Consider the following 15454-nt stretch of genomic DNA (forward strand, 5'->3'; position numbering starts at 1 on the left):
GAACTGGGAAGGGACGTCAGCATGGGAGAAAATGATTGGGTACAACGACTGGAGCAACTTTATTTCACTTCTGTCCACATTTGCCATTACGTCAGCAATCCGGGGGCTGTCCAGCGCAGGATCTGGAAGCGGTTCGCCATTTGCAGGGTTCTCGCTGGCAAGGGATCTTTGTCTATGGATAACGTTGTACATACGGTGTCCCAAGACGAGTGGTTTTTGTTGAAACCAGGAATGCATGTGGAGTTTCAGACAGATATGGAAGCCCCCGTGCGATATCAGATCATTTTATTTTCCTGCGTGGCACTTACCCGGAATCGAAATGCATGGCATAGCGGTGCGGTTGATTTTCCTGTTACAGGCAAGCTTAATATTTCCTCCAACGCACCTGTTATTCAGGAGTTGATGGATACCCTGGTACGTGGAAAAGACTCTTTCACGAGTTTGGAGAAGACGCGCAGGAAACATTTGTTGCACCAGTTGTTGATCCAGTTAATGATCTGTGCGAAAGAAGTAACTCTACCTGTCACAGGCATGGATCGGGCACTTGAATACATGACACATCAGTATATGAAAGACATCCGAATGGATCAGATGGCCCGTATGGCAGGGCTGAGTGTGAATCATTTTATAAGAACGTTCAAACGGCAATTAAACATGACTCCGATCGAATATATTATGAAACAACGTATGGCGAAGGCCAAACAGCTGTTATTTTCTTCAGATAAAATCAAGGAAATTGCGGAGCAAGTGGGCTATCGGGACGAACACTATTTCAGCAGAGTCTTCAAGAAAAACGAAGGTGTCGCCCCAACGTTGTATATGAAAAATAAAGTGAGCCGCATTGCCACCTTGTATTATGGTTTGGACGATTATGTAATAACGCTTGGTATGACGCCAGTGTGCGCACTATCTTATGGTCAGAGAGTGGCTCGTCATGTTGCTGTTCCTGCGCTTCAAGCGCACAGCCATCAGGGACTTGTCCTGGACAGTTTCAATCACAACTATGACGAGTTGAGGCGAGTCCAACCGGATCTGATCATCACAAGTGATCGTTTGCAGCCGAATGAATCTCTGCATCATATCGCACCTACCGCTATGCTGGAGCATACCAACCATTTTGGCGAAAGACTGCTGTATATGGCAGACATTATGGGCCGTACCGAAAAGGCTGTACAGTGGATTGAACAGCATGCTGACCTGAGTCTGGTGCTTCGAAGACGAATTCAATCGAGATGGGGGAAACAGAGTGCGATGTTCATCCGGGTGTCCTCCCATTTCTACCGAATGTATGGGTTGAATAACCAGACAGGGGCTCTGTTGTATGATGATTTAGGTTTCCATTTGCCTGGTCATTTTCCGGAACAACAGTGGGCTGTGGAGACGAAAGTTGGCGATTTGCAGTTATACGATGCGGATCATATATTTGTAATGGTCGATCCTACAGAAGAGGCGCGCGCTCAACTACGGCAATTGCAGCAGTCCAGTGAATGGTTGGCATTAAAGGCTGTTCAAGAGGGCTGTGTCTATAACGCTGGAGACATTTTCTTCAAGACGTTGGGTCCAACCGGACGCATGTGGGCTATGCGATATGTAGCAGAGCAGCTTGGTGTCACTGTACGGTGATATTGTGCAAGTGAAGAGCGTGGAATAATCCATGGCAAGCTTGTTCTCTTTTCCCTACTATAATGATAATGATTATTATTCTTAAATAGTAGAGGGGATTTAATACAAATGGTAAGACAGAGAGCAGCAACTATACTATTGTTGACCCTGCTTATGCTTGTTCTGGCGGCATGTGGCAAGACTTCGGAAGTATCGGAAGAAAAGCCTCAACAACAGGATACCCCTGTGGAAGAGAGCGGTACACAAACGATTGAGCATCTTAAGGGAACAGCGGTTGTACCGCAAAAGATAGAGCGTATGGTTGTATTATCCGCTGCATATATCGATCACATGCTGACGATTGGTGAGAAACCAGCAGGGGTTAACGTAGAAGTTCGTTACGGAGGAGATTATCTGCCTTACTTCGCAGATCAGCTTGAGGGTGTTCCAACAGTTGGGTCGGCAGATAGTCCTAACCTGGAGGCTATCCTTCAGATCGATCCGGATGTTATCGTTATTGAAAGTCGAACTGCCGAGAATACGTATGATCAGTTGGAGAAAATCGCGCCTACGATTGTACTTGGTACCGAATGGCTGGATTATGAAGATGACGCAACCTATTGGACTCAGGATTTGATGACTTTTGCTGGAATGTACAATAAGGTTGATCTAGCGAAAGAAAAGATTACAGAGGTAGAACAACAGGCAGAGCAATTAAAGGCGAAGATCGCACAACTGGATCAGAAAAAGCTGGCTTATCTGCGTGTAAGAGAGAAGACCTTGCAAATATATGCGGCAAAAGGACATCCAACCAATACATTATTGTATCATGATCTTGGGTTTGAACCCACTACTGTGACGCCTGCCGAACAGCGTGAGGACCTGTCTATGGAGAAAATCGCGGATATCGATGCCAATTTCGTAGTTCTTGAGGTTGATCCGAATGCCGAGGATTATCTAAACAACATCAACGCAAGCTCACTCTGGAAGGGAGTACCAGCTCTTAATGAAGATCAGGTCTATACGACAGACTCATTCTGGCTGTTTAAGGGCTGGGGGGTCATTGGTCGCAGCGAGATAATTAACGAAGTTGAAGATATGATTCAATAGATGGGACATTATCAAGGACTTAAACATGCAGAGATGACGGAAACATTACAGCATTTTTTTGTGACGACGATCCGAGCGAATTACGATGACCTCAAGTATCCTTTCCGAGTGAAGGATCTGCTGGATGAAAAGAAACGAGACTCGATACTGCGTGAGCAGGCTATGCAGCAAGGGCTCCAACTGGGCGGCAAAGGGAGTGCGGCCGTCGGTACACTTTTTGCCAAGCGTTATTCGGTGCTTGTGATGGCCGTAATCTCCGCATTCAGTCTATACGACACCACACTTAGCATGGCTGAGGATGATATACGATTCGAATTGAATGGATCAGGCGGCATGCGATATGAGACTCTGCTGGAGAGAACCTTTCTGGAAGGTGAGGATTCTGTCCAGCGCATGTCAGAAAGCGGCTTGCTCAAGAAGAGGATGCTGTTACATCTGGAGCCTGTCCTGCGAGCAGTAGCTGTTGATACAGGAGCGAGCGATAAGGTCATGTGGTCTCTGGTTGCGCATAATGTGCAACAATTGTATGTACGTATGGTCCATGATCAAAGAATATGGAAGACGAATCAACGGCTTGCACAGATCAAGGAAGATCAAAGCATATGGCTGGATCCGCATAACGATAATGGATATACTTTTGCCAATGAGCTAAAACCATTTGAACATCCCACGTGGCAGGGACCGCCTTTCTTGATACGCCGATATTGCTGTCTGGCTTATCAGGTTGGAGACGGCAGTCATACACATGGTTACTGCAATAGCTGTCCGAAGCTGGATTCAGAAACACGATTGCGCAATCTTCTACAGCAGTGAACTGACACTTTTGTACCGCATCGTCCGTATCTGTTTCAGACGATCCATGTTCTCTTCGAAACTGGCGCCAGAAGCCTGGGCGAGACCACGTCCAAAATCCTTTTTATACAGAAAAGGGGCTTCCGGGTACAAGGCAATAATGTGGAGCTGATTCCACTCCGGGTAATCTGGGTGATGAGTCCATACTTCTTCGGTTTCCAGGGCATAGAAGCTATGGCACCATTTCCGTTCACTCAAAATGAAATTCATGGCTGGTCCATTTCCGTGGATCATGATGTTGCGGAATTCTTCCAAGGAATCCTGCTGAACATCGACATGTTCCACAACCTGCAGCGGCTTGAGCCAGCGTCTGCGGGTTTGTTGGTTTTGGACGGGAAAGTTACTGCTTGGTGTACTGACGAGCAATTCCTGACGAACGATGATGGCATCAGGAAACGGCTGGATCTGGTTTAGTTCGCTCATGAGAGGTGCAGCCAGATCACGATTTTGAAGTTGTATAACGTGTAACATGTTCCATAAGGGAAATTCACCGTGTTTTTCTGTCGTTAATTTGTGAGTGTATATGTTGTATGTTGTGATGGACTCATTCATATTTCGCATATAAACCGGAATCACGTGTGTGTTGAGGTATTCATGATATGCTTTAAGCTTTGGCTTGGGGATATGGAAACTCAGTGCGATATAGTAGGTGTTGTCTAGGGATTTCATGATGTCTGCTCCTTATCTAAGGTTAAGTGACGAGTATTGGTTTCAATAGATTGATGTGTATAGGTTACAACGGATACGCATGCACTTGTTACCTTAAACGGGAGCTTTTATATCTGAATAAGGAGGAACGATATGTCCACATTTTATCTACCGGATCACGCAGGAAGTGGTGTATTTCAAACGACAAGTCTGGGACCACATGCCAATTGGTCGTTCTGTGATCTTACCCCGTGTAGAGATACAGTCGTCGATGAGCGTAGTGAACATGCAGGGTTTGTTCTTGCATTTAACCTGACGGGTGAGCAGCAGTGGTGTAATCGAGATACTGGACGTAAGCATAGATTGTTGGAAAATCACTTTGGGATCTATGAGGGTGGTGCATTTGCCACATCCAATATGTATGAAGAAGGGCAGCGAAGTGTGCAACTGGGGTTACAGGTCCATAAGGAATACTATCCGATGCTGTTTGAGACGATACGTCAGACTGGAGCGATTGGGATATTTAATCATTTGCCGAAAAATGCAGGGATCGATATACCGCCTGTGGCACGTCGGGTTATTCAGGACATGATACAATGCAATTACACGAATGAGATCCGTGAATATTATTTGGAAGCCAAGTTGGCGGAATTAATTGCAGTGCTTGCCGGAGAGTTGACGGACCGATCTCATTCCCATGTGCAAGAGGTGAGACTGAGTGACTCCGACCGAGCTGGATTAGAGGAAGTCAAACGAATTCTGGATACCCGTTATGCCGACGCACCTACAATTCCGGAGCTGGTTCGACCGGCCATGATGAATGAAAATAAGCTAAAACGAGCATTCAAGCAGCAATACGGCAGATCCATTCATGCGTATGTCATTCAGAAACGGATGGAAAAGGCGCGTGAGCTACTGGAGAGTGGGCAAGTTGGTGTATCGGAGGCCGCCCATCTGGTTGGGTATGTGAACAGCAGTTATTTCATCAGTCGTTTCAGGCAAACGTATGGCTATAATCCCAGTAAGTTCAAGGGTTAAATGAAGTGTCACTATATTGCATTTTGCCTTGATTACATGAATCAGATATACTTCAGGTTATTGATCAATTCATAACTGTACGTTGGAAGGGGAAAATGATGGCTAAAGATACAGCAGCGTCGGTTAATCGGCGAAATGATATTATCTCTGCGGCAATCGATGTGTTCGCGGAAATTGGCTATTATCGTGCGACTACAGCCCAGGTGGCTGAACGGGCACAGATCTCACAGCCGTATATCTTTCGCTTTTTCAAAACCAAAGAAGCTTTATTATTAACTGCAATTGAGGTCTCATGGACACGGGTGATTGATTCGTTTCGAATTGTGGTGGAGACGGCGACGCCAGATCAGTTGGAGAATGATCTCATTGAAGCCTACGATAAGATTCTGGAATCGCACAAGAGCGAAATTTTGCTTCAGATGCAGGCACAAACGATCCGGGAAGAAGTCATTCGTCAGGCCATGCAAAAAGGCATTCGTGATGTACGAAGCATGGTACTGGAAGCTTTCACCGTTGCAGGTATTGCTGAACCGCTGAAAAGAACCATGATTTTCCTGGCGATTGGGATGTTGTGTAATTTATCTACTGCACTGGACATGCCTGAGCTGAAGGACCGATAGAGAGGGATGGGAACTCCCTTTTTGAAATTTAGTTATTGATCAATCACTAATTATGGATTATATTGTTGTCAGGTAAGTTATTGATCAATAACTAAATGGATGGAAGAGGTCGATCTACGATGAAAAGAGCTATTGTGATTGGAGCCACAGGTGGAACAGGTGCAGCGATTACGGAGGAATTGATTAAACGAGGCATTTCTACGATTGCTTTTGGGCGCTCCCGTCAAAAACTGGAGCAACTTGCGGTAAAGTTGGGATCTCCAGATCACCTGCAAATCGCAGTGGGAGATGCATTTCGGTCGGATGATATTATCGCTGCTTCTCAGGAAATGGATGTCATGTTTCATTGTGCGAATGTCCCGTATAACGAAATGGAGAGCAGTCTGATTCCGCTGGGCGAATCCGTGATGGCGGCGGCAGAACACTTGGGTCTGAACGTGGTTGTAATAGACGGAATCTACCCTTATGGTAGAAGGCAAATGGGGGAGGTAACGGAAGAACACCCGAAACAGCCACACACCCGCAAAGGCAAGACACGACTTGCCTATGAACAAATGTTATTTAGCACAAGATGGAGCAGAGCACAGGTGATGATCGTTCGTTTGCCGGACTATTATGGCCCATCGGCTAATCAGGCTTCCTATCTGGGTTCAACGCTTGAAGCGATAGCGAAAGGCAGAATGGCTTTTTTTATCGGAAATATGAAAGTACCCAGAGAGTACATCTATTTACCGGATGCTGCGGTTATGGTGGTGGAGCTGGCAAGCAGGGAGACGACGTATGGACAGAACTGGAACATTCCTGGATCGGGGATCATTCCGGGTCATGAGATTGTGCGTATGGCACAGAAGGCTGCGGGGATAAGAAAACCTGTGATAGCATTAGGAAAAGTGGGATTGTCGTTGATTGGACTGGGTGTACCCGTTATGAAAGAAATTGTAGAGATGTTATATCTGACCGAGGAACCCCTGATCTTGAGCAGACAGAAATATGAGGAACAGATTGGTCCAGTTGTGGCAACATCTTTCGAAGAGGGAATTGCGTTGACGATTAAGGAGTTGCAGGTGGAGTAAAGGGAAATATATTTTTTGGAGAAAAGTAATTGATTGATCACTAACTATGGTGGTTTCATAGGCATATTGATTAGGGGGCGCACAAAGCTAGTCCTGGGCATAGACTGTACTATTGTAAAATGCGGAGATTTGACGTGGTGTACAAGGAGGGGGGATTTTCTTGTGAGCGGTATGTCCAGAAAGAAACGTAAAATTTCCTCAATCAGCACAGTTAAACGGAAAGCCAAAAAATCAAAAAAGCACTCTATCCCAAAGAAGAAGAGTAAGTCATGTAAGAAAAGCAGACGTTCATGCAAAAACAAGAAAAGCCACAGGATTCCTTTCCTTCGCGGCCCACGGGGTTATCGGGGAATGAGAGGATACACCGGAGCAACTGGAGCTACCGGGTTAACCGGAGACCCTGGGTCTCCAGGCAAAAGGGGAGCAACCGGACTAACAGGACGGACTGGGGTCACTGGGGCTACGGGAGTTACGGGTTCAACTGGAATAACTGGGGCTATAGGGGCAACTGGAGTTACCGGACTGATGGGCACCACAGGTGTGACTGGAACTACCGGATTTACAGGTCCAACCGGTCTAACGGGTGAGGCGGGAGCAACTGGATCTACAGGAAGCATAGGAGTTACAGGTGCAACTGGCATCGGATCGACTGGAGTCACAGGAACAACCGGCGCAACTGGAATTACCGGTTTTGGTGCCACAGGCGTGACAGGTGCTACAGGAAATACTGGTATAACCGGCCTTACAGGTTCAACTGGAGTTGCTGGATTAGCTGGGGCCACGGGGTTAACTGGAGCAACTGGTCCAACTGGCATTGGTGTGATGGGACTAACTGGAACTACTGGTGAAACAGGAACCACAGGAGCAACCGGACCAACTGGTATAACCGGTATTACTGGAGCAACGGGAAGTATGGGTACCACAGGAATTACTGGCGTTACGGGCAACAAAGGTGTGACTGGATTTACTGGAATTACTGGTGTTACAGGGTTAACAGGACCCACTGGTACAACCGGAGTTACTGGCGAAACAGGAAGCACTGGCACAACAGGTATTACTGGATTTACAGGTGTTACAGGGGTAACCGGTCTAACTGGAGAAACTGGAATCACAGGAGTTACTGGTGTTACGGGTACAACAGGTGCGACCGGTGTGACAGGAGCCACCGGAGGTACTGGATCAACGGGAAGTACTGGCATTACAGGTTCAATCGGAGCAACTGGTGCCACTGGAGAAGCGGGGCTAACAGGGGTCACAGGTCCGACAGGGACTACTGGTTCATCTGGTAATACCGGAACCACAGGTGTAACTGGAGAAACAGGACCCACGGGCAACACTGGAGCGACTGGTATCACTGGTACTTCTGGAACAACAGGCACTACGGGGGCAACTGGATTAACTGGTGAGACGGGAGCTACTGGAAATACTGGTGCTTCAGGAATTACTGGATTTACGGGCAGTACAGGTGCGACCGGAGCAACTGGTGCCACTGGAGAAACGGGTCTAACAGGTGTGACAGGACTCACCGGAGCGACAGGAAATACTGGTCTAACGGGACCCATCGGTGTAACCGGCACAACCGGGGTCACAGGCGAAACAGGAGCAACAGGTACGAATGGCGTCACGGGTACTACAGGAATTACCGGACTGACTGGCGCCACTGGCGTAACTGGCACAACTGGTGTCACAGGGGAAACGGGGATTACAGGTACGACTGGCCCAACTGGGGAGACGGGACCCGCAGGACCCGCAGGAACCACGGGCATTACAGGAGAGACGGGAGTAACAGGCGTTACAGGTACGACAGGTGTAACTGGAAGTACGGGTACCATAGGAATTACTGGCGTAACTGGGACGACCGGTATTACTGGATTGACTGGAATAACTGGCGCGACCGGAGCTACGGGAGTTACTGGTGTTACGGGCAACACAGGTGTGACTGGATCTACTGGAAGTACTGGTGCTACCGGAATTACTGGTGAGACGGGTCTAATGGGGACTACTGGCCCAACTGGTGTTACGGGATTAACTGGAGTAACAGGAACCACGGGCATCACAGGCGCGACCGGTGAAACAGGAATTACCGGCACGGCAGGTGAGACAGGATCAACCGGTGCTACTGGAGAAATAGGAATTACAGGTACGACAGGCCCAACCGGTGAGACAGGTTCGACTGGATCTAGTGGAGAAACGGGTACCACCGGAGTTACAGGTGCTACAGGATCTACTGGGGAAACGGGTCAAACAGGATTCACAGGCACGACAGGAGCGACGGGACCGACTGGGGCGACTGGAGCAACTGGAGCAACTGGAGCAACCGGAATTACAGGTATCTCGGGAGTGACTGGCGTAACCGGCCCGACGGGAATTACGGGAGCGACCGGGGCCACTGGTGTCACTGGAGAGACGGGTCTAACAGGAGGTACAGGTGCAACTGGTATTACAGGTCCTACGGGTGCGACTGGACCAACTGGTATTACCGGAAACACGGGTACAGCTGGTGTAACTGGCCCAACAGGAGAGACAGGACTAACAGGTATAACTGGAGCTACTGGAAGTACGGGTGCAACCGGAGTTAGTGGCACAACAGGAATTACTGGTGTAACTGGCGCGACAGGACTCACCGGGGTTACTGGTTCAACTGGTAATACCGGAACTACTGGCATAACTGGGGTCACCGGCGAAACAGGGACAACCGGCACAACTGGCGTAACTGGCGTTACGGGTACAATTGGTGTGACCGGAGCAACAGGCGTCACTGGAGAGACGGGGCTAACTGGGAGCACAGGAGCCACAGGAATTACCGGTGCAACCGGAATAACTGGAGATATAGGTCTAACAGGGCTCACAGGTACGACTGGTGTGACGGGACTGAACGGTGCAACTGGAGAAACTGGAATTACAGGTACAACTGGACTAACTGGCATTACTGGAACCACAGGTATCACAGGCGTGACCGGAGCTACCGGACTGACTGGTGTCACTGGGGAAACGGGCCTAACAGGATTCACAGGCGCGACGGGACCGACTGGGGCGACAGGAGCAACCGGAATTACAGGTATCTCGGGAGTGACTGGCGTAACCGGCCCGACAGGTGTTACTGGAGAGACAGGTCTAACTGGAAACACAGGTGTAACGGGCCCTACCGGTTCTATTGGCCCAACTGGTGAAATAGGACCAACCGGCACGACTGGTTTAACTGGAGTAACGGGAACAACTGGTATTACGGGAGTAACCGGAGGTAGTGGCACAACAGGAATTACTGGTATAACTGGCGCGACAGGACTCACCGGGTCTACTGGTTCAACTGGTATTACCGGAGCTACGGGCATAACCGGGGTCACCGGAGAAACAGGGCCAACCGGCACGACTGGCTTAACTGGTGTTACGGGATTAACTGGAGTAACAGGACCCACGGGCATCACAGGCGTGACCGGTGCTACAGGAAGTACTGGTGAAACAGGAGTTACCGGAACGACTGGTCTAACGGGATCCACCGGGGTCACAGGCACAACCGGAGTCACTGGCGAAACAGGACCAACTGGTACGACAGGTATTACTGGATCTACCGGCATTACGGGTACCACTGGGGAAACGGGAATTACAGGTGCGACCGGCCCAACGGGAAGTACGGGTACAACCGGCATTACGGGTCTAACGGGAGTCACTGGTGCGACTGGAGAAACAGGAACCACGGGCATTACAGGAGAGACGGGTGTAACAGGCGTTACGGGTACAACAGGTGCGACCGGAGCTACTGGCGTCACTGGTCAGACAGGTCCGACAGGAGTCACCGGGGTTACTGGAGCAACGGGAAGTACGGGTATCACAGGAATTACTGGAGTAACTGGGACGACTGGTATAACTGGGACGACTGGTATAACTGGCGCGACTGGAGCCACTGGGGAAACAGGTCTAACAGGAATTACCGGAACGACTGGTGCGACCGGATCTACGGGAGTTACTGGCGTTACGGGCAACACAGGTGTGACTGGATTCACTGGAATTACTGGTGCTACCGGCATTACTGGTGATACAGGGTTAACAGGAGTCACCGGCTCAATAGGACCCATCGGCACAACCGGAGTCACAGGTACGACTGGAGCAACAGGAAGCACGGGTACAACCGGCACAACTGGCGTAACTGGTGTCACAGGGGAAACAGGTCTAACAGGAAGTACGGGCCCCACCGGAGTTACCGGCATCACGGGAACGACTGGTGCTACTGGAGTTACAGGGGCAACTGGTTCAACGGGTATTACTGGTGAAACAGGAATAACTGGCACGACCGGCGTAACTGGGGTTACAGGTACTACAGGATTTACCGGCACGACTGGATCAACCGGTGCGACCGGAGCCACTGGTGTCACAGGGGAAACGGGTATAACTGGTCTCACGGGTACGACTGGAGCAACAGGAAGCATGGGACCCACCGGAGTTACTGGCGTAACGGGTACAACAGGCATTACAGGGGAAACAGGTCTAACAGGAATAACTGGCGTAACCGGGCCGACTGGTGCTACTGGAATTACTGGTCAAACTGGTGTGACAGGATCAACCGGAGTTACTGGAGTTACGGGAGTAACTGGACTTACTGGATTCACTGGGGAGACGGGTCTAACCGGGATCACAGGTGCGACTGGACTGACTGGTGCTACTGGCATTACTGGCGTAACCGGATTTACAGGAGAAACAGGAATAACCGGCACGACCGGCGTAACTGGCATTACGGGTGTGACTGGAGCTACTGGAATTACAGGTGCCACCGGCACAACTGGCCAAACTGGTGAGACGGGTCTAACAGGGGGCACAGGTACGACTGGTGTGACGGGACCCACCGGGGCTACTGGAGCAACGGGAACGACGGGAGTTGCTGGCGTAACAGGTACGACTGGATTAACAGGAGTCACAGGGGAAACAGGTCTAACAGGGGTCACAGGAACGACTGGTGCGACAGGACTCACCGGTGGTACTGGAGCTACTGGAGAGACGGGTGTAACAGGCACTACCGGTACGACAGGTGTAACAGGCACTACCGGTACGACAGGTGTAACGGGAGCAACCGGTGCCACTGGCATAACCGGGACGACTGGCGTAACTGGTGTTACGGGTACTACAGGTGCGACCGGAGCAACGGGAAGTACGGGGACTACGGGAGTTACTGGTTTAACCGGTACTGGTGTAACTGGGGTCACAGGGGAAACGGGTCTAACAGGGGTCACAGGTACGACTGGTGTGACTGGAGCCACGGGAACCACGGGAGTTGCTGGCGTAACAGGCGCGACTGGAATTACGGGCGTGACTGGAGCTACTGGAGAGACGGGTGTAACAGGCGCAACCGGTACCATTGGGGTCACGGGGACTACGGGAGTTACCGGCATAACCGGAACTACGGGTATTACAGGTGTAACTGGAGCAGCAGGAAGCACTGGAACAACCGGAGCTACTGGCGTAACGGGCACAACTGGCATCACAGGGGAAACAGGTGTAACAGGAATCACTGGTCCAACTGGTGTTACGGGATTAGCTGGAGAAACAGGAACTACAGGTGCAACGGGCACCACAGGAGCAACCGGAGTTGCAGGAGCGACTGGTCTTACAGGTGCCACTGGTTCAACTGGAGCAGCAGGGAGTACAGGAGCCACAGGTGCAACAGGGACAGCCGGAATCACAGGTCCAACCGGCCCGACTGGACCAACTGGTGCTAACGGACTTACAGGAGCTACTGGCATCACTGGTGTAACTAGTGCCACCGGAGCAACAGGAACAACAGGAGCGACTGGGGCAACGGGGCTGACAGGAGCCACGGGCCCAACCGGGCCCAACTTTGCAACACAAGGCTTCTCGGCCTTCCTGGCATCACTTTCTACAGCAACGAGCACACAATTAACCAACTGGACAACAACGAGTCCTTATTACGGTAATGCCAACTTCAATGCAACCACAGGAAATTATACGGTGCCCGTGACAGGAAGATATTCCATTGTGGCCACGATCAATTATGCAACGACCGCAGCAATCGCTTTATCACTGGGTGCTGGAGTTAACCCTGCCTTTCTTGTCCAGAGGACATCACCTACGGTTACAACACTCGTTAGTGGTTTGTTGCCGATCTTGAATTTAGCTGTTACCTTGCTTACAATACGGGCAGTCTTGGGGAGCAGTTCAGTTACATTGGCAGTTGAGGTGGCACTGAATGCGGGAGATGTGATTGGGTTGTTCTATGCCGCGAACGGGCTAACGATTACGTTGAACTTGGGCAGTGGTGCTACAAATGGCATTGTGTGGTCTGTGCATGAAATCACCTAAAACTTCTCAATGGATCGAGCCTATGGACAAATTCGTAAAGTTGTAATAAGTTAGTTTGAAGATATTCGAAATATCTTTTGGAAAATGGACTAACAAGTGAGGTGGATTTCATGATTCCTTTTTTGGGACGCATTAATGAATTAAGTCGAAAACAACGCAGCAGCGTCGGTTTGACAAAGGCAGAGCAAAGCGAGCAGCAGGAGCTTAGAAAACAATATTTGCAGGCTATTCGAGGTCAGGTGCTGACAACCATGCTGGCAGTATCCGTTGTGGACCCACTGGGTCATGATGTGACCCCTGAGAAATTAACCAATGAAAAATTGCAGCGCCGTGAACAGGCCGACCAATAGCATTTCTTTTAAAAGACAGACCAAGGTTACATCTTGGTCTGTCTTTTTTTTGTTTTCTGCAACTCTTCCGTTGAAAAGGAAGCAACATCTGGAGAGGAAGTGACCATCCAATTAGCGTTTCGTGCAGATTAACAAGCATGTCAGTTATTTTTAGTATTGATGACAATAAATCTGCCACCAACTTCAATTCATCCCTAATAAATCTTATAATAACGCTAATACATTTCAGGAATACAAGTGAAGTGCAATTAATCTTAGTGAAGTTAACAACAAACTAACACCAAATGATAAAAAAAGCGAGTTCATATATGTATCTCGAAAGGGTTGATGAATCATGAGCCTGGAAGCTTTGAATGAACGTGTGAAGACTGATCTGGATTATTTGTCATTTGGTGGCGCGAACTGGGTACGTCCAAGAGAACATATCGATGGTCACGTCTATGATGTCGTCATTGTGGGTGGAGGTCAGAGTGGATTAGGGGCAGCATTTGGACTTCTTCGGGAACGAATCTCCAATATTCTTGTCATTGACGAGAATACATCGGGGCTTGAAGGACCTTGGCAGACTTATGCGCGTATGGTTACTCTGCGTACCCCCAAGCATCTGACTTCCATCGATCTGGGGATCCCCTCGTTAACCTTCCGCTCATGGTGGGAAGCACAGGTTGGGGCCGAAGGTTGGAATGAGGTAGATAAAATTCCGCGTGGAGACTGGATGAATTATTTGCGCTGGTATCGTGAAGTGCTGAATCTGCCTGTGCTTAATGAGATCCAATTGACGCTGGTTGAGCCGATAGAGAACGGAATACATCGACTTCAAGTGAAGAAGGCAGGAACTCACAAGGACGTCATCCTTGCACGGAAAGTCGTGTTTGCCACGGGAATACAAGGCGGTGGAGAGTGGCATGTGCCATCCATGATTGCTGATAGATTACCTCGGGAACTGTATGCCCATACGTCGGAAGCGATTGATTTTGAGCGGTTAAAAGGTAAAAGGGTTGCTGTGCTGGGCGGCGGCGCTTCTGCTTTTGATAATGCGAGCTATGCCCTTGCCGCGGGCGTGGCGGAAGCGCATGTATTTGTACGACGGGAACAACTGCCTAGTGTTAATCCCATTCGACAGATGGAGCAGTCCGGTATGATTGAGCGATTCCACGCTCTTCCGGTTGCGGATAAATATGAAGTGATCTCTCATTTCTTCAAATTCAATCAACCGCCAACCAACGATACGTTTAATCGAGCGGCAGCCTGGCCTGGATTCCAACTGTATCTGAACTCGCCTTGGCTGAGTGTAGAAGCGATGGACGAAGGCGCGATTGTGCATACGGCACAGGGGGCATTTACGTTTGATTTTCTGATTATCAGTACAGGTCTGCTTAGTGATCCGGCACTTCGTCCTGAACTAAGACTGGTGGAGCCATACATCGCTCGCTGGAAGGACTGTTACCAAGCTCCGCCAGAGCATCGTAATGCATTACTGGATGCACATCCATACCTGAGTTCCGGGTTTGCGATGACCAGCAGGGATGAACAAGGTGAGAAGCAGTTGCATGGACTGTTTGTATTTAATTACTCTGCACTTGCCAGCTGTGGTCTGTCGGCATCGGCTATATCGGGCACCAAGAGTGCGGTACCCAAACTGGTCTCGGCCATAGCTGATCAGTTGTTCCTCGATGACCGGGAGGTTATTTTGCAACAATTCTATGCGTATGAAGAACAGGAATTTACCGCTACATGGGTGAAAACCGGTGCCCTCGCTGAGTGAATTGCCCCCCATAAGATCGTGAACGTGTGGCATTTGATGCTGCACGTTTTTTTGTTTTTCACATGATGAAGGTTACACTTGCCTTTG

At 49.5% G+C, this 15454-nt stretch carries 11 protein-coding genes; 10 read left to right on the forward strand and 1 reads right to left on the reverse strand.

Translation table 11 applies throughout. The features are described 5' to 3' along the window. Positions 1-35 precede the first annotated feature (35 nt). The 4 genes from ACTHPG_RS04910 to ACTHPG_RS04925 all read left to right on the forward strand — a co-directional run bounded on the left by ACTHPG_RS04910 (position 36) and on the right by ACTHPG_RS04925 (position 3525). Entirely contained in the window at positions 36-182 is a 147-nt protein-coding gene (locus ACTHPG_RS04910) for a hypothetical protein (RefSeq protein WP_440388009.1), read from the forward strand. After that, complete coding sequence (locus ACTHPG_RS04915) at positions 175-1623, forward strand: helix-turn-helix domain-containing protein (RefSeq protein WP_440388010.1); 1449 nt, start codon at positions 175-177, stop codon at positions 1621-1623. Before ACTHPG_RS04910 ends, ACTHPG_RS04915 begins: the two co-directional genes overlap by 8 nt. A gap of 108 nt (positions 1624-1731) precedes the next feature. Beyond that, a complete protein-coding gene (locus ACTHPG_RS04920) occupies positions 1732-2712 on the forward strand; it encodes an ABC transporter substrate-binding protein (RefSeq protein WP_440388012.1) in 981 nt (326 codons plus the stop codon). Beyond that, entirely contained in the window at positions 2713-3525 is an 813-nt protein-coding gene (locus ACTHPG_RS04925) for a hypothetical protein (RefSeq protein ID WP_440388013.1), read from the forward strand. On the opposite strand, the gene ACTHPG_RS04930 is transcribed toward ACTHPG_RS04925, so the two are convergent. Next, positions 3514-4233 carry a hypothetical protein gene (locus ACTHPG_RS04930; RefSeq protein ID WP_440388014.1) on the reverse strand — a complete coding sequence of 240 codons (720 nt, stop codon included), beginning with the start codon at positions 4231-4233 and terminating at the stop codon, positions 3514-3516. The genes ACTHPG_RS04925 and ACTHPG_RS04930 overlap by 12 nt on opposite strands. Before the next feature lie 132 nt (positions 4234-4365). On the opposite strand from ACTHPG_RS04930, the gene ACTHPG_RS04935 reads away from it, so the two are divergent. From ACTHPG_RS04935 to ACTHPG_RS04960, 6 genes are all read left to right on the forward strand, one after another. Next, entirely contained in the window at positions 4366-5250 is an 885-nt protein-coding gene (locus tag ACTHPG_RS04935) for a helix-turn-helix transcriptional regulator (protein ID WP_440388015.1), read from the forward strand. A 98-nt stretch (positions 5251-5348) separates the two neighbouring features. Then, the gene (locus ACTHPG_RS04940; RefSeq protein ID WP_440390130.1) at positions 5349-5870 is read left to right on the forward strand and encodes a TetR/AcrR family transcriptional regulator; all 522 of its coding nucleotides are present in this window, start codon (positions 5349-5351) and stop codon (positions 5868-5870) included. 119 nt (positions 5871-5989) lie between these two features. After that, on the forward strand, positions 5990-6943 hold the full coding sequence (locus tag ACTHPG_RS04945) for an SDR family NAD(P)-dependent oxidoreductase (RefSeq protein WP_440388016.1): 954 nt from the start codon (positions 5990-5992) through the stop codon (positions 6941-6943). A 351-nt stretch (positions 6944-7294) separates the two neighbouring features. Next, complete coding sequence (locus ACTHPG_RS04950) at positions 7295-13252, forward strand: beta strand repeat-containing protein (protein WP_440388017.1); 5958 nt, start codon at positions 7295-7297, stop codon at positions 13250-13252. 110 nt (positions 13253-13362) lie between these two features. Then, positions 13363-13602, forward strand: a complete 240-nt coding sequence (locus ACTHPG_RS04955) for a DUF896 domain-containing protein (protein ID WP_440388018.1) — start codon at positions 13363-13365, stop codon at positions 13600-13602. 334 nt (positions 13603-13936) lie between these two features. Beyond that, positions 13937-15367 carry an NAD(P)-binding domain-containing protein gene (locus ACTHPG_RS04960; protein ID WP_440388019.1) on the forward strand — a complete coding sequence of 477 codons (1431 nt, stop codon included), beginning with the start codon at positions 13937-13939 and terminating at the stop codon, positions 15365-15367. Positions 15368-15454: the final 87 nt, after the last annotated feature.

The sequence above is a fragment of the Paenibacillus sp. SAF-068 genome (assembly GCF_051967555.1).
Taxonomy (GTDB): domain Bacteria; phylum Bacillota; class Bacilli; order Paenibacillales; family Paenibacillaceae; genus Paenibacillus.